The sequence below is a fragment of the Chryseobacterium sp. D764 genome (assembly GCF_019317325.1).
GTDB lineage: Bacteria > Bacteroidota > Bacteroidia > Flavobacteriales > Weeksellaceae > Chryseobacterium.
This window is the reverse complement of sequence record NZ_CP079219.1, coordinates 891,286-913,100: the sequence shown is the minus strand read 5'-3', so window position 1 is coordinate 913,100 and position 21,815 is coordinate 891,286. Positions and strand designations below refer to the sequence as shown.

Below are 21,815 nucleotides of genomic sequence, written 5' to 3'. Positions count from 1 at the left end.
GGTTAAAAATAAGCGAAAAAATGAAAGCTCCTGAAAAAGTAACCTCTATCACAGCATTACACAACTATCTGAAGCTGAAAAGGCCTTCCAACCCTCTGATCAGTGTGTTTGATTTTAATGAAGTGAATATTGATCCGGAAACTATTCTGAGTGCCGTGACTACAGATTTTTATGTGATTTCCATTAAAAAGGATTGCGCGGGAAGATGTAAATATGGACAGCATTATTATGACTTTGAGGATGGAATCATGTATTTTATTGCTCCCCATCAGGTATTGCAGTTTGAAGATATTCTGCTTTCTGAAGTTAGAGGAAATGTACTGGTTATACATCCTGATTTTCTGCAGGGATATCCATTAGCCTCTGTAATAAAAGATTATGGCTACTTCTCTTATATGGCCAATGAAGCACTGTATCTTTCCGATAAAGAAGAAAAATCTGTAACAGACATCATGGATAATATCAGCAGAGAAATAGAAGCCAATATGGATGGTTTTACCCAGGATTTATTGGTATCTAATATTGATCTGCTGTTAAAGTACTGTGACAGATTCTACAACCGCCAGTTTTTAACCCGGAAAAAAGTAAATCATGATCTTTTGACTCAGCTTGAAAATTTACTGGATGATTATTTCAAAAATGAAAAACTGCTGATCAATGGGATTCCTACCGTACAATTTGTGGCAGGACAGATGAATATAAGTCCCAATTATCTAAGTGACATGCTGAGGGTTCATACAGGACAGACAACACAGCAGCATATTCAAAACAGAGTGATTGAAAAGGCAAAAGAGCTGTTGTCTACCACTACCATGTCCGTGTCTGAGATTGCTTATAGCCTGGGATTTGAGCATCCACAGTCTTTTCATCGTTTGTTTAAAAATCAGACCGCTGTTTCCCCATTAGAATTCAGAAAATCTTTTAATTAATACTACTATGATAAAAAATATTTTGTTAATGGTAACCAATGTAGACCAATACGCCAACAGTCAGCTTAAGACAGGATTGTGGCTGAGTGAACTTACCCATATTTATCATGCTGCAAAAGAAAAAGGATGGCATATTACCATTGCTTCTCCGAATGGAGGGAATACTCCTATTGATCCGGAAAGTCTGAAACCGCTTATGCTTGACGGAATTTCAAAAAGCTATTATGAAAATCCTGTATTTATGGATATACTGGCTCATACAAAAAGTCTGAATGAAGTAGAAAACAACTGTTTCGATTGTGTTTATCTGACAGGCGGACATGCTACCATGTATGATTTTCCGGATAACTCCACATTACAGGCTGTTCTCAGGAAGCAGTATGAAAGCCATAAAATGGTTGCCGCAATTTGTCATGGAGTCGGAGGATTGCTAAATGTAAGATTATCTGATGGAGAATATATGATTAAAGGAAAATCTATAACCGGATTCGACTGGTTTGAAGAAACATTAGCCAGAAGAAAAAACGCAGTTCCTTTTAATCTTGAAGCAGCACTCAAAGAACGGGATGTACATTACAGAAAAGCCTTTATCCCTATGACTTCCAATGTGGTGATTGACGACAATCTGATCACAGGACAAAATCCTTTCAGCTCCAAAGAAATGGCTAAAACAGTTGTTCGGGAACTTGAAAAATAATAATCGTTTAAAAGGCAGCTATAAATATTTTATTATATTTGTCTGAATTGTACGGGATTTATGACAGGAAAAAATGGAATATTACATTGTATACAGATAGTTAGTATATTTTTAATGCTAGTCCATTTTCTGATCCCAAAAACCGAAAACACGACCTTTTCTACCATAGAAATCATAAGTAATTCTAATCCGGAAGAGAAACCACAGAAAAAATGTAATAAGATCTTTCTTGAAGAAAATAACAAGACCCCGATAAAGTGTAATAATAATTATTGTTCTAATTCTTCTCTCTTTTTTACGGCATCTTTTCCTTCGTTTGGATTTGAGAAATTTATGATCCCGGAAATAAGCAATGGCTTTTTTTTATATGATGATCCTCCCTATTCATCTTTTTTTAATTCTATCTGGATTCCGCCCAAAATAAAAATGTAATTTTCAGTTATTGATAAAATAATATTTTCAGCTATGGAATAATCTTTTCCATACACTATCCTATTATCTAAACCAGAATTACATGACCAACTGCTGTTCATGGCTTTATCATGGTGATGTAATCAAAAACGAATTAAAAAAATAATGAAGATAATACTATCAAACCTCGAAAAAAATACGAATAACATCTATATAATATGCAGAATATTAATTGGATTGTTCTTTTTTGTAGCAGGGTTTAATAAACTTTTCCATCCTATTTTCCAGGGATATATGTTGAATACTATCACTACTATAGGGTTTCCTTTTCCTCAGTTTACTGCCAACTTCACTGCATTTTGTGAATGTATCTTTGGATTATTTTTAATGTTGGGTCTTTGGACGAGAATAAGCTCTGTATTTTTAATCATAATTATCCTTGTCGCGTTATTTACCCATGATCTGAGTACAATTCCTAAGGAACTTATTCCTGTCAAACCCGAAACCGGAGTTTATAAAATGGATCCTTTTACATGGCTTGGCTATTTTCTATACCTGCCTCAGATGTTATACCTCCTGTTTTTGCTTCTGTTTTTGTTTCAGGGCTGTACAGGATTTGGAATTGATACTTTCAGAAAAACAAAATCTGGAAATAACTAACTATTATAGACAGCTCTCTTTTGGGAGCTGTTTTTTGTTGGAAATCAGAGGTGTTCTAATTTTTCTCGCAGATTAAGACGATTGTGCAGATTTTATATATCTGCAAAATCAGCGTGAGATAAAAGAACTATATCTTGCCCTCTTATAATGTGAAAATGATACTATTAAGTTTTTGTTTCTTAAAAAAGCATTTAAAATAAAAAACGCAAAGATTTAATGGTTTCAGATTTTTACTAAAAATGAGTAATGATAGTTGTCAATAGACTGTATCATTGATTTTCCCCTTTTGTTACCTCAATAAAGTAAAACATTAAAATCTTTGCGCTAAAATAAATAGACTTCTTCTCTAAATTGTATGTCTGATTCTTTTGATTATTGATTTTATCATGAAAAGATTGATTTTGTTATTGTAACAAGGCTCATCAGGATGACTACGATTCCTACCACGACAAACATTTTCTTCGTTGGAAGTTTTGCGGTAAGCATTGCAGAAAACGGTGCCGTAAAAACACCACCCAGCAAAAGCCCCAAAACAATATTCCAATGATGAATACCGATTGTAAAGATGAAGGTAATTGCGCTCGTTACAGTCAGCAAAAACTTGGCTACAGTAGAGCTTCCTACTACATAACGGGGAATTCTTCCCTCTTTGATCAGGGTTCCGGTAACAAGCGGTCCCCAGCCTCCTCCAGCAAAGGAATCAATAAAGCCTCCTACCAAACCTAGTATTCTGAGATTTGTTCTTCGTTTGGTTTTGCCTTGCTGTGTTTTTTTATCTTTGAAAGCATTTTTTAAAATGTTGATTCCAAGATAAAGGGTATAGAAGGCAATAATGGGTTTTACAATATGAGCATACTGCTCGCCATAATGAGAAAGGGTTAATGCTCCAATAACTGAACCTACAATAGCCAGCGGGAACAATACCCACACCATTTTTTTATTGACATTTCCCAGTTTATAGTGACTGAAACTTCCAGCTGCCGTCGTAAAAGATTCTGCAGAGTGAATGCTTGCACTTACAACAGGTGGTGGAACATTAAGCAATAAAAGTATTGTGGTACATATTACTCCGTAGCCCATTCCCATGGATCCGGCCACAATTTCTGCCATAAAACCTGCAAATAACATCCAGTAAAAAATATGACCGTCCTTATTCAGAAAGTACTGAATATCATTAGAAAGATTGAACTGGTACACTACGAGTCCAAATAGACCGAAAAGAAGTAAAACCCCTATGACAGCCAGATAAATATTGGCTTTTCTCTGAGCTGTTTTGGTAATATTGATCAGCTTTTCAATTTCCAGATTGGCCTTTGAAGAAAGATTTCCGTCAGATAGATATTCTGTAGTGATCTTATTGAGTTCTTTAACTTTATAATTGAAATCTCCCGTCAGCTTATTGCGGATGTCCTGCATATTATCCAATACATGATCCATTTCATCAGGAATGACTTCAGTGAAGGTTTCTCTTAATCTTTTAGCGATTGTAGGAGATTTTCCGTTGGTTGAAATAGCAATTTTGAGGCTTCCCTTTTTAACAATAGAACCTAAATAAAAATCGCACAAATCCGGTTTATCTGCTATATTGACCAGTACATTTTTTTCCTGGGCTTTTTCTCTGATTTCCCCGGCCAATACAACATCATTCACTGCTATAATGGCAAGATCCATATCATTAAAATCATGATCATCATAGGCTCTTTCATGCAGTATTATATTGGAAAACTGATGTTGTAAGGTGTTGATTTCAGGAATAATTTCTTTCGCTACAAGTGTAATGGAAGTATCCGGAGAGTTTCCAAGTACAGACTCCAGTTTTTCAAGGGCAACCTTGCCACCACCAATGATCAGCAGTGAAAGGTTTTCAAGTTTTAAAAATATGGGATATAGTGAATTGCTCATTCTGATTACAGTTTTAAGTCATAAGTAAAAGCAAGATAATACAGTCCTCCGATTTCAGGACCTGCTGCATACTGGAAATAACGGCGGTTCAGCAAATTGGTAGCCCCGATTTTAATATTCGCACGAATTTCCGGAAGCTTCCATGTCGCCTGAGCATCAATGGTGTAATAAGCCGGAATTGCTCCTGATGCTAAAGGACTTTCCCACACAAAACCGCTCTGCCATCTTGCGACAAGAGTGAATCCTATATTTTTAACAATTTCTCTGTTTCCTACACTTACATTTACCATCCATTTTGGGGTGTTGAATGCGGTGATGAACAGATCCGAGGTATTGTTGGAAGCAAGATCATTATAAGAAACATTGGTGTTGATATTATAATTTCCGGTAATATTATAGCGAATCCCCAAAGATGTTCCATAGCTTTTGTAGGTACTGTTGCTGTTGGTATATACTCTGTATCGGTCCTGTTTGCTTCGGTCCAGCATCGCAAGTACGGCGGCATTACTTCCTACCTGGCTGTTTTTAGGAACTGCTACCTCTACCTGCCCCAGGAAGCCTTCGTAAATGTTGTAATAGAAATCCCAGTCCAGCACCAGCTTCTTATTGAAAAAAGTAGACTTGTACCCTATTTCAAACGAATTGATCTTTTCCGGTTGTAATTTTTGCAGATTGGCTACCGTTAAAAGCTGTTTGTTATCCTGAGCTGCCTGAGCCTGAGTTTTTCCTCCATCAACGTCTGCATTCACTGCTGAGGTAAATTTATCAATGGAAGTCAAGGTGTAAGAATTTTCCAGATAACCCAATCCGTCATTCACTTTTGAGAGACCTCCCACTCTTCTTACATTTCCGTTGTTCACGAAAGAAAGGGCTTCAAATAACGATGGAAAACGATATCCGTTCTGAAACGAAGCTCTGAAATTATGTTCTTTAACCGGAGAATAGACAATACTGATCCTTGGATTCAATTTAGCTTCAAATTCTGGGTTTCTGTCGATCCGTAAGGCTGCATTGATTTTTAATTTATCATCAAAGAAAAGCTTGGTAATCTGTGCAAAAGCCCCGTATTTCTGATAAATAACATCTTTCCCAAAGGTACCATTGGCCAAAGGAATATTTCTTTCATTCACAGGGCGATCAAAATCAACGAAGTTATTTCCATCCGGAGTAATACTGTACAAACGGTAATCTATACCTGCAAGAAGGTTGAATATCTTCACAAACCTGCTGAAATCATAAGTAAGTTCACCCTGATAAAAGCGTGATTTCTGTTCAAGTTTTGCCCCTCCCGTTGCTGGAGCCCCGGTAATACCTGCATTCGCAGAATCCCAGTTATTGATACCGATAATGGTGTTTTTTAACTGCTCAAAAGCTGCGGTTCCGGGCACTGCCCTGTTTTTATCGGCTTCCTGACGGGCGAGAATAAAAGCATCATTAAGATTGGCTCCAGCATTTAAGTTGTTCTGAAGAGAAGTCTGAAATATATTTTTCCAGTTGGTATTGGAGAGATTGGTAAGATCCAGATTGTCTGCCAAAGGCTTCAGGTTATAAGAATCTCCTGTATTTTCTATAGATACATAAGCTCTGAAGCTCAGTTCTTTTCCTGTCAATTCTACTTTATGGTTCTGAACAGTAGCATTTTGTAAGCGGATTTTATTTCCTCTTTGGAAAGTTCCGTCCAGTAAGCCATAACGATATACATAAGATGTTCTCCACTGATCTCCGAAACGATAATACAATCCTGCATCAAACTTGATGTTTTTCACATCAGGGCTCACCAGATCTTTCTCCAGATATCCTGTTCTGGAAACATTGAATGTAGTAGGTTTTCCATTGTAATCTACTTTTACAGCTACACGGTTATTTCTTTCGTCACCGTATTTATTCCAAAGGTCTTCAGCCGGATTATTTGCCAAAGCAAAATTAGGATTGGCTGTAACCAAAGATCCTGGATTCTGATCTGTCAGATTATTGGAAATCCAGTCGGTTCCGCTGAAATAGGATGCATTCACCTTCACGGCAAAGTTTTTATTGAATACTTTTGCAAAGCGGATGGCACTCTCTCCAAGTGAGCTTATTTTGTGATTTACATTGTCTACATGATTAACTCCGCCACGGAAGTAAAGACTTATTCCTTCAGAAGTAAATGGATCTTTAGTCTGTAAACTAGCCAGTCCGTTGATTGCATTCATTCCGTACAGGGCTGAAGCCGCTCCGGGAGTAACTTCCATAGATTGAATATCCAGTTCTGTAGGGCCTATTGCATTTCCCAGTGGTACTCCCAACGTTGCCGACTGTACATCTACGCCGTCTACCAATTGCATGAAACGGAAATTATTAGGTGAGTTGAAACCTCTTGAATTAGGAATCTTTAAGGTAAGACTGGATGTTAAGAGCTGTAACCCTTTTACATTTTCCAATGTTTCATAGAATGAAGCTGCTGGACTTTCCCTGATGGTTTTGATATCAATTTTCTCAATAGCTATCGGTGATCTTAATATTTTTTCCGGAACTCTGGAGGCTGAAATGACGACATCATCAATAATCGTATTTTGTGGATTAAGTCCTATCGTTATTTTGTTGGAGGGGGAAAGTATTTCAACGGTTTGACCTGTGAAACCATCTTTCTGAATCACCACCCGGAATGGAATGGTAACCCTTGTTCTGATTTTAAAGTTACCCAGTTGGTCCGTTAATGCGGTATCCTGTGTATTTTCGATCTGTACTTTTACAGAATCCAACGCTTTGCGTGTACCTGTATTTCTGATGCTTCCACTAAGCTCTATAAGCTGCTGTTGTGCTTCTGCCAGGTTAAAAAATAGAAATGTAAATGCAATAATGCCTGCTTTAGGTAGAAAGTTTCCCTGCTTTTTGTTTTTCATTTTTTCTTCATTTTTTAGGTTGAGAATGAAGCTGTCTGAACTTTTTTACTTTTAATGATGAAAATTTTCAATATTGTTTTGTATTACAATTGAAGGGCTTAGGATCCCCCTCTTTTGGAGGGGTGTCAAAAATTCTTTGAATTTTTGACGGGGTGGTTTAAGCCGTTAATATAATGCTGAGATTGCTTCACCTTTGGTTCGCAATAACAGGATGTAGTATTAACTTTTCATAGTGGTTCAAAAAAGTTGAAACAGCTTTGTATGTATTGTTATTTGAGAATCAACAACACGTACACATTCGTCTCCCTAAATGAAGAGGTTGAGTTTTTTTATTTTTTTTCAGATCATAATGAAAACTAGCCATATAATTAATTTAAGGTATGTAAGTAACGGTATGAAAAATCACCAAATGTTTCTTCTGCAAGTCTTTTCTGTACATAAATTCCGAAAAGTTCATCCAGGGTGGTAAGAATCTCTTCTTCACCAATATTTTCTTTAAATTTTGTATTCAGTCGCATTCCTAAACGGTCTCCTCCGATGTGAAGGTTATATTTTCCATAGGCTGTACCCACAAATCCGATTTCAGCATTAGGAGATCTTCCACAGCCATTAGGACAGCCGGTCATACGGATCGTGATATCTTCTTCCAAAAGACCATATTTTTCTAGAATAGGTTCTATTTTAGTGACCAAGGATGGCAGATAACGCTGTGCTTCAGCCAAAGCCAATGAACAGGTATTCAAAGCAACACATGCAACAGAGTTTTTACGCAGAGCACTTGCTCCATTCGTATACTCTGAAATTCCGTGTTCTTTTAAAATATTTTCAATTTCAGGTTTATCTTTTTCATCAATATCAGCCAGAATAAGGTTCTGGTTACAGGTAAAACGGAAATTGGCTTTTCCTGTCTGTGCGATTTTTAATAATCCTGATTTTAAAGGATATTCTGCCGTATTAAGAATTCTTCCATGCTCTACAAATACGGTATAAAACCATTTTCCTTCATGATTCTGAATCCAGCCATAGCGGTCTTTTCTTTGTTCAAACTTAAATTCTCTGGCAGGTTCAAAACTGAATCCCGTTCTTTTTTCCACTTCAGTTCTGTACTGATCAATACCCAGTTTATCAATCGTATATTTTAATCTTGATAATTTTCGGTCGCTTCTGTTTCCGAAATCTCTTTGAACCGTGATGATTTCGTAGACAGCTTTTAATACTTTTTCTTCCGTATCCACAAACCCAAGAATGGATGCAAGACGGGCATAAGTCGCTTCATTTCCATGAGTGGCTCCCAATCCTCCTCCGGCAGCAATATTATAGCCAACAATTTTATTATTTTCAATAATAGCGATCAAGGCAATATCATTGATGAATACATCCACATCATTATTGGGGGGAACGGCAATTCCTATTTTCAGTTTTCTTGGAAGATATCTGTCCTGATATAATGGATCTTCTTCAGCTTTTCGGTCTACCAGAAGTTCATTATCAATCCAGATATCGTAATAAGATTTGGTCTTCGGAAGACACATTTCGCTTATTTTACCAGCCAGTTCGTAAGCTTCCTGCTGTAAGGGTGATTCTGAAGGGTTGGCTGTACAGGTTACATTTCTGTTGACATCTCCACAGGCTGCAATAGAATCCAGATGCTGCAGATTGAAGCTCTGAATAGTAGGTCTTAAATGAGATTTTAAAATCCCATGCAGCTGAATCGTTTGTCTTGTGGTTACTTTAATGGTTCCCGTAGAATGATCTTCAGCCGTTTCATTCAATCCTACCCATTGTTCCGGAGTTAAAAAGCCACCGGGAAGTCTTAATCTGATCATATAAGAATACAGCCATTCCAGTTTTTTAGAGACACGCTCTTCCCTTCGGTCTCTGTCGTCCTGCTGGTACATTCCATGAAATTTGATCAGAGTCTGGTCATCTTCCCTGATGGCTCCGGTAAAATTATCAGTAAGGCTCTCTTTTAAAGATCCTCTGAGCCCGTTACTGCTGGTTTTAATCCTTTCTACCGGTGAAAGATTTTCTTTATCGTTATTCATTATTATTTCCTTTAATTTTTTACGAGTATCGCTTAATTACATTTAATAAACATCTTTGGCATATCTGCCGCTAAGTTCCATTTCTTCCAGATAGATTACAGCATCTTCTTTGCTTCGTTTTCCTTCCTTCTGAATAATGTTCAGGAGTGTTTGTTCTACATCTCTTCCCATCGGCTCTTTAGCTCCGCATATATATACAGAAGCTCCGCCTTCCAGCCAGTAGAATACTTCCTGAGCTTTTTGCTCCAACCTGTGCTGAACATATACTTTCTCAGCTGTATCTCTGGAAAAAGCCAAATCTAAATGGGTCAGACTGCCTGTTTTAAGGAAATCCTGAAGCTCAGCCTGATAAAGGAAATCTGACACGAAATTTCTGTCCCCGAAAAACAGCCAGTTTCTTCCTTCTGCACCAGTTGCATCACGTTCCCAAAGGAAAGATCTGAAAGGAGCAATACCAGTTCCCGGACCAATCATGATGATGTCTTTATCGGCTTCCGGAAGTTTAAAATGTCCTGCTTCCTGGATATAAAACTCAATATCTTCTTCTTCTTTGAATTCACTCAGAAAACCACTGCATAATCCGTTATGTTTCTGATGGTCAATAAAGAATTCTGATCTGGCAACGGTAATGTGAATTTCCGTATCACCATGAGCTTCCAGAGAAGACGAAATAGAATACAGGCGCGGTGCCTGAGGGGTTAATATCTGTATGATTTCTTCAAATTCATCCGCAGTTTTTACCGGATAAATTCTAAGGAGATCAAGAAGACTTAATCTGACTTCCGGGATCGAATGTCCTGTTATTTTCGCATACTGAGCTACTACAGATTTAAGTAAATAACTGATGTTAAGACGTTTGTGAAGTAGTTCTTCAACAGCAGCTGTAACTTTCGACGTTTCTACCTGTTTTTGAGGATCTATTCCTGTGAGAGTAATGATTTCGTGTACTACTTCTTTTGAATTGAAAGGAATCACTCCCAATGCGGCACCGGGCCGATATGAAAGAGCTTCATCTGTTTCAATTTCAATATGATAGGTTTCTTTTTCAGACGTAATATCATTCAGATTGATGATGGCTGAAACTTTCCCCTGGTATTTCTTTCTGCCTGCAGAAACTTTTGGAGCTGATATATTTTCAGCACTTTGATCAGTATTTTTATTGACTGTTTCAAATACATGCTCTATCCAATGAGAGGCTTCCTGTTCGTAATCAATATCACATTTCTTTAATGGAATAATACGCTGTGCCCCTAATATTTCAAAACGTGAATCTACATCTTCTCCGGTTTGGCAGAACAGAGGATAACTGCTGTCTCCCAAAGCCAGTACTCCGAATTTAAGTCCACTGAGATTAATTTCATTTTCATAAATATAATCGTAGAATTTTTTGGCGAGAGCGGGCGGCTCACCTTCTCCCTGAGTGCTGATGATTACAAAAAAGAATTCTTCTTTCGCAAGATCTTTAGGTTTGTATTGGGAAAGGTCAGCCAGTTTTACCTGAAGTCCTTTTTTCTTGACTATACCTGCCAGAGCTGTAGCCAGTTTTTTGCTGTTTCCGGTTTCTGTACCGTAAGCCAGAGTTATTTTCTTTACAGCATTTTGAGTGTTATTATTGATTTGCTGTGGTGGCAGTACAGCGGCCAATGAAGATCCTCCGGCAATACCTGCAAGATATCCGCTTGCCCAGATGGCTTCATCCCTGGAGAGGTCTCCGGAGATTTGTTTTAATACATTTAATTTAGTTTCAGACAGCATATTCAAAGAAATTTTGAGTTGTAGGGATTAGACTTCCGTTTTCCACTGATTTAAAATAAAGACCTTCCTGCTCAGCATTTTCAAGCCATGAAAACTCTTCATGAAGATTGACAATCTTACCCACCACCACCAATGAAGGGGATGCAAAGGTTTTGTCTCCGAATTTTTCATTAAAATCATCAAACGATGAGGTGTACACCTTTTGATATGGCGTTGTCGCCTGCTCAATGACTGCAATTTTTTTATCACTTGAAATCCCCAGCTGTTTCAATTTTTCCACAAGAGAGGTAAGGTTTCCTTTTGACATGTAGAAAACAAGAGTATCATTAGTCAAAGCAAGCTCCTTCCAGTAGTCTTCACTCACGATCTCTGATTTATAATAGGTCAGAAAACGCACGGATGTGGAATATCCTCTTGCCGTTAAAGGCATACCTGCAAACGCTGCTGCTCCTAAGGCTGCCGTAATTCCGGGAATGATTTCGTAAGGAATATGATTTTGTTTTAAAGCCTGCAATTCATCCAGGATATTGGAGAATATAGAAACATCCCCTCCTTTCAGTCTTACAATGGTCTTATTCTGAAGAGCATATTCTACCATCAAAGTATTGATATGTGACTGCGGTGTGGAAGCATTTTTACTGCATTCTTTCCCTACATAGATGATTTCTGTGTTTTTACTGACATAGGTTTCCAGAATCTCGGGGCTTACAAGGCGGTCACATAAAATGACGTCCGCTTCTGCGATAGCTTTTACTGCTTTTACAGTGATCAGTTCAGGGTTGCCGGGCCCTGCACCGATAAGGAAGACCTTTGGTGATTTTATATTTGTTTTCATTGAAGTAGGTGTTAATTAAGGATTTAGAAAAGTCCTTCTACGGATAGATATCTCTCTCCAGTATCGTAATTGATGGTAAGGATTTTAGCGTTAGGTTGTATTTCCGGTAAATGTTTTGCAATTGCTGCTAAAGCGGCTCCTGTAGAAACTCCTACAAAAAGGCCTTCTTTTTTAGCGGCATTAAGGGCATACTCATAGGCTTCCTCCTTGCCTACTTTGATCACTCCGTCTAAAAGGGTAATATCCAGGATAGAAGGAACAAAACCGGCTCCAAGTCCCTGTAATGGGTGTGGGGCAGGACTTCCTCCGCTCAATACGGGAGATAATTCCGGTTCTACTGCAATCACTTTTACGTCAGGATATTTTTCCTTTACTGTTTTTGCAATTCCGGTGATGTGTCCTCCCGTTCCTACTCCTGTAATGATATAATCAAGCCCGTCCGGGAAGTCTTTTAAAATTTCCTGAGCAGTAGTTTCTACATGTACTTTTACATTGGCAGGATTATCAAACTGTCTTGGAATCCAAGAATTTGGAGTTTCTTCAGCAAGTTCATTAGCCTTTTCAATGGCGCCTTTCATTCCCTTTTCTCTTGGGGTAAGTACGAATTCAGCTCCGTAAGCTTCCATGATTTTACGGCGTTCTATACTCATGCTTTCCGGCATTACAAGGACTAGTTTGTATCCTTTTACGGCAGCAACCAAAGCGAGTCCTATTCCTGTATTTCCGCTGGTAGGTTCTATAATGGTGCTGTCTTTATTTAATAATCCTTTTGCTTCTGCATCTTCAATCATTGCTAATGCAATTCTGTCTTTAATGCTTCCGCCAGGGTTGCTTTTTTCAAGTTTAATCCAGATTTCATGGTCTGAATTGAATAGTGTATTGATTTTTACGACGGGAGTATTTCCAATCGTTTCTAATGCGTTCTGAAATCTCATATCAATTTACTTTTTTGTTTTTTTAAATCACAAAGGTTAATGATTCCGGTAATGAAGTATTATCCTTTATTTTTATTTCGCTTTTGTGATAGACCAGAGAATTGGCAGGAACATCCTGTGTAATCCAGACATTTCCTCCTATAATACTCTCTCTTCCTATCGTAGTTTCACCTCCCAGAATAGTGGCTCCCGAATAGATAATCACATCATCTTCAATATTGGGGTGTCTTTTCTGATGGGCTTTTTCTTTGGAAACATTTAAGGCTCCAAGGGTTACTCCCTGATAGATTTTGACATTATTTCCGATAACAGTTGTTTCTCCGATCACAATTCCTGTCCCATGATCAATAAAAAAGGACTTTCCAATGGCTGCTCCCGGGTGAATATCAATTCCTGTTTTGCTGTGAGCATACTCTGAAATGACACGTGGTAAAATTTTCACTTCCTGAGTCCAAAGCTGGTGGGAAATACGATAGACATATGTGGCGAAAAAGCCGGGATATGCCAGATATACTTCTTCAAGAGAATCGGCTGCAGGATCAAATTCCACGATAGATTTTGCATCCAAAACCAACTGATCATAAAGGCCAGGCAGAGATTCAAAAAAGTGATTAACCTGTTTTTCAGTACTGTTCTGATCTCCTGTTACGGTATTGATCTGTTCAGAAAGAGTTTCCCTCAGTGTTTCAAAATTTCTTTTAAGCTGGTCTTCACTATTGTCATTCTGAGGAAGGAAAAGTGTTTCATACAAATCCTTCACCCATCTTTTTGTCTTTATCTTATCAAAGAATCCATGAATACTATTTTGTTTAGTCTGATGAATTCGTTGTGTTAAATGATCGGAAATTGCCATTTTTTCTATTGAATTATACAGGCTGCTGCCGTTGAATTGGACGTTTCATCCACCAAAATGGCAGAGCCCGTAGTTTTATTATGGGTAAAGCTGTCGTAAACCAGAGGCTGTGCTGTTCGCAGCGTAACTTTTACAATTTCATTCAGTTTAATTTCGCTGTCTACCTGTTCTTGAATCAGGGTATTGACATTGATTTTGTAATCTACCTCTTTTACAACTGCTTTTATAAGTCTGCTGTTTTGTTGCAGAAGGTATTTATTTCCTGGCTGCAACGGTTTCTGATCAAGCCAGCATAACAGAACTTCAAGATCTTTTTCAACTGCAGGAATATGTTCTTCTGTCACAAAAATATCTCCTCTGCTGACATCCACATCATGAGCAAGATGAATAACGGCTGGCTGACCTTCAAAGGCTTCTTCTTTTTCAATGCCATTGATCTCAATCTTAGTGATTTCAGTGGTCAGATCTGCCGGAAGAATATGAATTTTGTCTCCTTTTGTGAATTTTCCACTTAATATTTGTCCGGCATACCCTCTGTAGTCATGCAGTTCTTCAGTCTGAGGACGAATCACATACTGAACCTGAAAACGGTTTCCATTATTCTTTTCTTCATTTAAAGTTACTTCTTCAAGATATTCCAGAAGGGAATTTCCTTCATACCATTCTGTTCTGGTGGATGTTGAAACAATATTATCTCCTTTCAGTGCAGAAATAGGAAAATAACTGACATCGTTTAATCCAAGATTTTCTGCAATTTTTGAATATTCAGATTTTATAGATTCAAAAACTTCTTCAGAATAATCCACCATATCCATTTTATTAATGGCTACCGCAACTTTCTTTAATTGTAGTAAAGAAGCGATGATAGAATGTCTTCTGGTTTGTTCAATCACTCCTTTTCGTGCATCAATCAGAATGACCATCAAATCAGAGTTGGATGCTCCGGTGATCATATTACGAGTATACTGCACATGCCCGGGAGCATCAGCAATGATAAATTTCCTTTTTGCGGTCGAAAAATAACGGTAGGCAACATCAATTGTGATTCCCTGTTCTCTTTCTGCACGCAAACCATCTGTTAGAAGAGCAAGGTCTACCCCATCTTCATTTTTGTTTTTAGAATGTTTTTCAAGGACTTCCAACTGATCCTGTAAAATACTTTTGCTATCGTAAAGCAGTCTGCCGATAAGGGTACTTTTTCCGTCATCTACGCTTCCTGCTGTTATAAATCTTAATATATCCATCCGATTTTTGTTATAAATGATAAGTGATAAATAATAATTGATAAAAATATTCTGTGTGATTGTTGATCAATTATCTTTTATCATTGATTAAAAATAGCCTCCTTTTTTTCTATCTTCCATAGCGGCTTCTGTCACTCTGTCATCAATTCTGGTTTCTCCACGTTCTGAAATTCTGGTTGCTACAATTTCTTCGATTACGGCATCTATTGTAACAGCATTAGATTCCACAGCTGCAGTACAGGTCATATCTCCTACAGTACGGTAGCGTATTTTTTTTGTGGTGATAATATCTTCAGGTTCTAAGAAAACGTGGGATGAATTGGCAAGCCACTGGCCGTTAAAATCTACCACTTCCCTTTCATGCGAGAAATAAATGGAAGGAAGGGCAATTTTCTCTTTACGGATATAGTTCCAGATGTCAAGTTCAGTCCAGTTGCTGATGGGAAAAATTCTTACATTTTCTCCTTTGTGAATTTTTCCATTAAAAATATTCCACAGCTCCGGGCGCTGAAGTTTGGGGTCCCACTGCCCGAATTCATCACGTACAGAAAATATTCTTTCTTTGGCGCGGGCTTTTTCCTCATCTCTGCGGGCTCCTCCGATGCAGGCATCAAATTCAAATTCTTCAATCGTATCAAGAAGTGTATAGGTCTGCAGCCAGTTTCTGCTTGGGAATTTACCTTTAGCCTCAGTTAATTTTTTACTTTTTATGGTGTCTTCAACTTTTCGGACTACAAGGTTAACATCTAACTGCTTTACCAGGTGATCACGAAAATCCAAAACTTCCGGAAAGTTGTGTCCCGTATCTACATGCACAAATGTAAACGGGATTTTCCCGTGAAAGAATGCTTTTCTTGCCAGATGAGCCAGTACAATACTGTCTTTTCCTCCACTGAATAATAAGGCCGGGCGTTCAAACTGGCCCGCCACTTCTCTTAATATATAAATAGATTCGGCCTCTAACTGATCTAAATAATTTAACTGATGTATTGACATTTTTTTCTTTTTTTATTGATGAATATGCAGACCACACTCTTTTTTGTTGGCATCTTCCCACCACCATCGGCCGGCTCTGAAATCTTCCCCTTCCTTGATCGCTCTGGTACAGGGTTCACATCCTATGCTTACAAATCCCTTTTTATGAAGATGATTATATGGTAAATGATGGTCTTTTACATAGTCTGTCACTTGTTCTGAAGTCCAGTGAAGAATAGGATGATATTTAATGATCTTATTATCCGGATCCCATTCCAGCTGCGGCATATTCTGTCTGTTGGCAGAATGTTCAGATCTAAGTCCTGTGATCCATACTTTATATCCTTCCAGTGCTTTTTTTAAAGGATGTACCTTACGGATCGTACAGCATGCCTTCCTCTTCTCTACAGATTGGTAAAATGAGTCCGGACCGTTTTCTGTAACAAATTCTCTGAGCTCTTCCGTATCCGGATAATATGCTTTGATGTTTTTTTTAAAGAAAGCCTTGGTAGATGTCCAGGTTTCGTAAGTCTGTTCAAAAAGCCTTCCCGTGTCTAACGTGAATATTTCAATATTTAAATCTTTTATCAGATGAGTGATAACCTGATCTTCATAGCTGAAACTGGTTGAAAAGATCACTTTACCAGGGAATCTTTCAGTCAGTAATTGCAGCCCATTAGTTTGAAAAGAAGCTTCAGAAGCCTCTTTTACAATATTTTCGAATTCATTTTTCAGACTGTATTCCATTTTGAATTGAGATTTAATTCTTGCAAATATATATAAAATTCTATAACTCCCATCAAAATAGTAGAATTTAAATAAAAAAAATTTTAATCCTTGTTGATAAACTTAGTCAGAGTGGCCTCCATCATACTTGTTCTGGTCTTTTCACGAACGATGATGAGTTCTTTTCTCAGATAGCAGACTGCTTCATCTACACAATCGTCACATGCTTCATAAAAGTTTAAAGAGACACAAGGTGTAAGGGCAATAGGGCCATCGAAAATCCGGTAAATATCTGCTAATGAGACGTCATTAGGTGATTTTAACAAATAATACCCTCCTACTTTGCCTTGCTTACTATTGACAAGTTTGGCTCTTTTGAGTTCGAGGAGAATTTGTTCCAGAAACTTTTTGGGGATGTTCTCATCTTGTGCAATAATGGAGGTTGACAGAAAGCCCTGGTTATAATTCCTTGCTAATCTGACCATTGCTTTAAGCGCATATTTGCAACGTTTTGACATCATAATTTCTGCAAGTTATGATAAATATCTGATAAATGAAATGTTTTCTGTGTAAGGCTTTGATTATATCTTAACCACAAAAGTCACAAAAGATTAAAAAACACTTAAGTTGATTTTAAGTGACAGGTAAGCTGTTGAGAAGTTCACTTAAGCTTAAAAATCTTTGATTTAGTCTTAGGAAAAAGAATACGTGCAAACATCTGCGAGATAGGCATATTAATTAGAAACCTATGTATCAGATCGTTTTTTTTTCGGATTTATACTCTTTCTGTAATATAAAGTAAGCAAGTTCTCTATCCCGATCTTCCCGCATCAGATTTTCAATTCTCTTAAAGTTGTTGTTCAGAAGGACTTTCTGAGATCCGATATTATCAAGATCAGTTACAGCAACAATATCTTTCTTAAGATTTAATGAGAAACAATAATCAATAAGGGCTTTACAAACTTCAGTTCCGAGTCCCTTTCCCCAGTAATTTTCGCCTAAAGTATACCCTATTTCCAGCTGATCAGGATTATCAAGGAAGATTCTGGCCAGACACATTCCCACAAAATCATTATTCTGAGTGCTGAATATTCCCCATCTGCTGAATGGCCCTGCTTCATAATCTGCCAGTGCTTTATCAAACATTTCCTTATATTCTTCAGGAGTTTTGTAAGGCAGATAGCGGGTAACATTCTCATTTTCAAAAAGAGTGGAAAACAATAAAAATTCTTTGGGTGTAAATTCACGGATGATAATCCTTTCGTTTTTATAATGCATTGGAATTGTAATTACAGAATAAAAGTACATAAATAAATTATGAACTGAACCTATATAATAAAAAATTGGGCTTAACTTTTAAGCCCAATCAACTGCATATGAATACTAAACTATTATTCATATTTCTGAGAAAAGTGTTTTGTTATTTAAAAAGTTTTAAACCAGTCTGTAACTGCTTTGAGTTTGATTCTATTTTTTAATGAATTTTTGGGAAGATTTCCCTAAAGAAGTTTCAATATCAATTAAATAAGTTCCGCTTAGGAAGTGTTTAACATCAACTTTATCACCAATAACTTTAGCATTCATTTTTCTTCCAAACATGTCGTAAACAGAAATTGATTTAATTTTCCCTTTTGTTTTAATATTCAATACATCAGAAACTGGATTTGGATAGATGGATGTTTCTGAGTTTGTTGTATCAACGCCTGCAGTGGATAATGATAATGCACAAGGGGTTGTAATGCTGCCATATGGTTGTGTATTATATCCAAACTCTGTTACAGAATAATTTGAACCATTTGCCCCCACAATCAGTTTGAAATAGCCGTTAATGTTGTAGCCTTCGAATTGGTTTCTAAAACCAACATAAGCGGTTTGGCCAGACCAGTTAGTATATGTAGGAGTGTATACGTCAAGTTGTCCGGGAGTACCAGTTGGATAACCTATATTATTTGCATTAGTTATAGTGGTGCAAGCCGGAATTAAACTAATATTTCGTGTTCCTGTTTCACATACTAATCCTTTCCAATAGGTTTCAAATTTTAATTGATTTGCTCCATAGTACCAAGCGCCATAGCCTGCATCATCACTAAGCTCTGGATTAATGATAAAATATTTCCAAGTTGCCCCGGAATTGGTTGTTACTGTTGTTGCTGTTGGGTTGGCATAACTTTCCAGAGGAGTTCCTGTAACTATTTTATAAGGATCTTTGTAAGAAAAAGTTAATGCCAAAGCTGTAGTTGATCCTAATGAAGTTACGCCTCCTGTTATAGCCCCGTTTAGGAACGTAATTGATGAATTCAGGACCTGACTTTTAGGATGACTGGTTGCCGCACCATTTATGGTAAGTATAGCAGTAGTAGGGCTTGTAACTGCTATAGTTGCTGTTAGTCCTGCTGGTAATGAAGAAGTGAAATGTGTTCCTGCAGTAAGAGTTGTTCCATTGGGTACGGCAAATGTTGCTCCGTTTAGCGTAATCGTTGATGTAGGGGCAGATGCTACTGTTCCATCTAATGACACGGCTCCATTATTGTTTAAGTTCTCTGTAAATGTACTGTTGCTGAGGGTTAATTTAGGTGGAGTATTGGCAACACCGGTTGCGGCTAAGTTTGCGGGCTGCCATAAATTTATTCTCGAAGGATGATTTAATGCGGCTAGCATTCTGTTGACTTGTCCATTGGTAAACATTTTATAACAACCGGAAGAACCATTGTATCCCATATAGTTTTCAACGTTCACTTTTTGTCCAAGACAATTGTTGCCAGCTGCACATCCTAATCCATTAGAATTATTTTCTACAGGGGTGTCAGCAACTCCATCACCATCATTACCAGGGTTCGCAGTTGAACAAAGAACATTAAACGTATGTTGAAGATTTAACCAATGCCCAAATTCGTGAGTGAATGTATCAGAAAACTCGTTTGAAGCTACTGTTCCTGCGGCATTGAATATATAACGCCCATTATAAACAACTCTGGATGTATTTACTGAAGTCATGTATGAATCCGGATACCAGGCAACTCCTGATTGATATAAATCTTTATTAGCATATAGGTCATTTTGTATATACACATTCATATACTTTGTATTATCCCATGCATCTGCGCCAATTTGTGCATCATATCCACCTCCGTTGCCATATCCACCTTTGAAAGGGTGAAATACCACTCCGCTTGTTGCTTTTCCGGTTGGATCAATTTTAGCTAATCGAAATTCAATACTTAATGCTCTTTTAATAGATTGGAAATCAGGATCTACGGTGTTTGAATCAGTGTTGATTCCATTGAAGTTTAAGTTGATTTGTTCCAGTAAGTCAACTACTTTTTGGTAATTTACTTTTACATTACTCTGAGATTCTCCATACACATGAAAAACCACAGGGATGATGTAGGTTGGATTGTTGATCGTATTATTCAATGGAGTTTTGTTTGATTCCATTTTTTTTACAAAATCTTTGGTGAATTTCTCAAAATTTTCATATTCAGCCTTAGATTCAGGGTGCAGTTCAAAATGTTTTTTCATCATTTCATCTGCTTTACACTCATGAGGTCTATTTTCCTGAGCAAAACCTATTATTGGAAATAGGGAAACAAGTAGTAGTAATTTAAATTTTTTCATAAATTTTGGATTTGTTTGTTAATAAATTATTTGAATAATCAAATTGTTTTGGGCTTAATTTTGTGTGTTATGTGATGTTTTTTTAACTAAATCTTTCAGGGTTGAATATATTGATGTCAACAGTTGGCTTTTGGCCATTGGCAAGTTCTGAAACTGTTTTTCCAAAAATGGGTCCTAAACTTAATCCCATCATACCGCCGCCGCCTGCAATAATCAGGTTTTTCAACTGGGAAGACTGTCCCAGATAAGGCAGCCCATCCGGTGCACAGGGTCTGTAGCCAAACCATATTTCAGATTCCTTTTTATAATGCATTTGAAAGTCAGGCAAATATTGAGGAATAGACCGGACGATACCTTCTACTCTTTTCATATTAATTTTATCATGATGGGAAGCCAGCTCCATCGTTCCACCGAAACGGATCTGCCCATTCATAGGGGTGACAGCCACTCTTGCTTCCAGTAGTAAGGCAGCATGGTTCAGGGTGTTGACCGGATTTTCTGGGGTATGCATGAATGAATATCCTTTGCCGGGCATTAATTGAATTTTGATTCCTGCCTTCTGAGCCAGTTCAGGGAGAAATGAACCTCCTGTCATGACGAAACAGTCTGCTGTAAACTTTTTATCATTGGCAATTACGGTTTTAATCATCCTTTCTGAAGTTTCAAATCCGGTTACTTTGTGATGGGTATAAAAAACGACACCATTATTTTTAAGATAAGAGATCATTTGTTTCATCAGTTTCATTGGATTCATATGACCATCACATTTGTAATTAATCCCTCCTATAACGTCCATCCGGATATTAGGCTCAAGTTCCTGAATTCCTTTTTGATCCAGAATGTCAACAGTTAATCCCAGATTGATTGCTTTATGGGCAAGTTCTGTTTCTTCTTCTCTTACTTTTTCGGTTTTGTAGAGCATCAGAATCCCATTCTGATTAAGTTCAAAATCAAATTCATCCTTTGCTGCAATCTCGTTATAGAGAGTGCTGCTCGCCAGATTAAGGTCTCTGATCGCTGATGCCGAACGGTCTACATGCTTCTGATTGGAGTGTTTTAAGAACTTTATCCCCCAGGAAAACAGATCAGCATTGAATGAAGGCTTTACATAAAACGGGCTTTTGCTATCAAACATCCATCGGATTCCTTGGGCAACAACACCCGGTGCTGCTAACGGAGTAAAGTGACTGGGTACAATCATTCCTGCATTGCCATAAGAACAATTGTTGGAAAGATCATTCTGCTCCAGAATTTCTACACTCCAGCCTTTCTGTAAAAGATAATAGGCGGAGCTTAAACCTGCTATTCCTGCACCAATAATGAGTGCTTTTCCTTTATTTTGTGTCATATG

The 21,815-nt window shown here is 37.6% G+C and carries 17 protein-coding genes; 3 read left to right on the top strand and 14 right to left on the bottom strand.

The genetic code is table 11. The features are described 5' to 3' along the window. The first annotated feature begins 20 nt into the window (after nt 1-20). From KYG33_RS04015 to KYG33_RS04005, 3 genes are all read left to right on the top strand, one after another. Nucleotides 21-929, top strand: coding sequence for a helix-turn-helix domain-containing protein (locus tag KYG33_RS04015; protein WP_219072731.1), 909 nt, complete (start codon nt 21-23; stop codon nt 927-929). A gap of 7 nt (nt 930-936) precedes the next feature. Further along, nucleotides 937-1,626, top strand: coding sequence for a type 1 glutamine amidotransferase domain-containing protein (locus tag KYG33_RS04010; protein ID WP_219072730.1), 690 nt, complete (start codon nt 937-939; stop codon nt 1,624-1,626). Nucleotides 1,627-2,202: 576 nt separating this feature from the next. Beyond that, a complete protein-coding gene (locus KYG33_RS04005; protein ID WP_180563784.1) occupies nt 2,203-2,697 on the top strand; it encodes a DoxX family protein in 495 nt (164 codons plus the stop codon). 384 nt (nt 2,698-3,081) lie between these two features. Here KYG33_RS04005 and KYG33_RS04000 read toward each other — a convergent pair whose 3' ends face one another. The 14 genes from KYG33_RS04000 to KYG33_RS03935 all read right to left on the bottom strand — a co-directional run bounded on the left by KYG33_RS04000 (nt 3,082) and on the right by KYG33_RS03935 (nt 21,812). Continuing rightward, complete coding sequence (locus KYG33_RS04000) at nt 3,082-4,599, bottom strand: TSUP family transporter (protein ID WP_219072729.1); 1,518 nt, start codon at nt 4,597-4,599, stop codon at nt 3,082-3,084. A gap of 5 nt (nt 4,600-4,604) precedes the next feature. Then, the gene (locus tag KYG33_RS03995; RefSeq protein WP_219072728.1) at nt 4,605-7,481 is read right to left on the bottom strand and encodes a TonB-dependent receptor; all 2,877 of its coding nucleotides are present in this window, start codon (nt 7,479-7,481) and stop codon (nt 4,605-4,607) included. A gap of 368 nt (nt 7,482-7,849) precedes the next feature. After that, the gene (locus KYG33_RS03990) at nt 7,850-9,526 is read right to left on the bottom strand and encodes an NADPH-dependent assimilatory sulfite reductase hemoprotein subunit (protein WP_219072727.1); all 1,677 of its coding nucleotides are present in this window, start codon (nt 9,524-9,526) and stop codon (nt 7,850-7,852) included. A 42-nt stretch (nt 9,527-9,568) separates the two neighbouring features. After that, nucleotides 9,569-11,281, bottom strand: a complete 1,713-nt coding sequence (locus tag KYG33_RS03985) for a sulfite reductase flavoprotein subunit alpha (RefSeq protein ID WP_219072726.1) — start codon at nt 11,279-11,281, stop codon at nt 9,569-9,571. Then, a complete protein-coding gene (cobA, locus tag KYG33_RS03980; RefSeq protein ID WP_219072725.1) occupies nt 11,271-12,116 on the bottom strand; it encodes a uroporphyrinogen-III C-methyltransferase in 846 nt (281 codons plus the stop codon). Before cobA ends, KYG33_RS03985 begins: the two co-directional genes overlap by 11 nt. A gap of 23 nt (nt 12,117-12,139) precedes the next feature. Then, nucleotides 12,140-13,051 (bottom strand): cysteine synthase A, encoded by a 912-nt coding sequence (gene cysK / locus KYG33_RS03975; protein ID WP_219072724.1) that lies wholly within the window; start codon nt 13,049-13,051, stop codon nt 12,140-12,142. Nucleotides 13,052-13,073: 22 nt separating this feature from the next. Beyond that, a complete protein-coding gene (gene epsC, locus KYG33_RS03970) occupies nt 13,074-13,904 on the bottom strand; it encodes a serine O-acetyltransferase EpsC (RefSeq protein WP_219072723.1) in 831 nt (276 codons plus the stop codon). Between the two features lie 5 nt (nt 13,905-13,909). Then, on the bottom strand, nt 13,910-15,148 hold the full coding sequence (locus KYG33_RS03965) for a sulfate adenylyltransferase subunit 1 (protein WP_077417289.1): 1,239 nt from the start codon (nt 15,146-15,148) through the stop codon (nt 13,910-13,912). An 87-nt stretch (nt 15,149-15,235) separates the two neighbouring features. Further along, nucleotides 15,236-16,144: a sulfate adenylyltransferase subunit CysD gene (gene cysD, locus KYG33_RS03960; protein WP_077417291.1), complete on the bottom strand. Its 909-nt coding sequence runs from the start codon at nt 16,142-16,144 to the stop codon at nt 15,236-15,238. A 12-nt stretch (nt 16,145-16,156) separates the two neighbouring features. Further along, nucleotides 16,157-16,870, bottom strand: a complete 714-nt coding sequence (locus KYG33_RS03955) for a phosphoadenylyl-sulfate reductase (RefSeq protein ID WP_077417293.1) — start codon at nt 16,868-16,870, stop codon at nt 16,157-16,159. An 83-nt stretch (nt 16,871-16,953) separates the two neighbouring features. Beyond that, a complete protein-coding gene (locus tag KYG33_RS03950; protein ID WP_219072722.1) occupies nt 16,954-17,370 on the bottom strand; it encodes an RrF2 family transcriptional regulator in 417 nt (138 codons plus the stop codon). 232 nt (nt 17,371-17,602) lie between these two features. Beyond that, nucleotides 17,603-18,127 carry a GNAT family N-acetyltransferase gene (locus tag KYG33_RS03945; protein ID WP_077418072.1) on the bottom strand — a complete coding sequence of 175 codons (525 nt, stop codon included), beginning with the start codon at nt 18,125-18,127 and terminating at the stop codon, nt 17,603-17,605. Between the two features lie 189 nt (nt 18,128-18,316). Continuing rightward, nucleotides 18,317-20,464 carry a zinc-dependent metalloprotease gene (locus tag KYG33_RS03940; protein ID WP_219072721.1) on the bottom strand — a complete coding sequence of 716 codons (2,148 nt, stop codon included), beginning with the start codon at nt 20,462-20,464 and terminating at the stop codon, nt 18,317-18,319. A gap of 82 nt (nt 20,465-20,546) precedes the next feature. Beyond that, nucleotides 20,547-21,812 carry an NAD(P)/FAD-dependent oxidoreductase gene (locus KYG33_RS03935; RefSeq protein ID WP_077417299.1) on the bottom strand — a complete coding sequence of 422 codons (1,266 nt, stop codon included), beginning with the start codon at nt 21,810-21,812 and terminating at the stop codon, nt 20,547-20,549. Nucleotides 21,813-21,815: the final 3 nt, after the last annotated feature.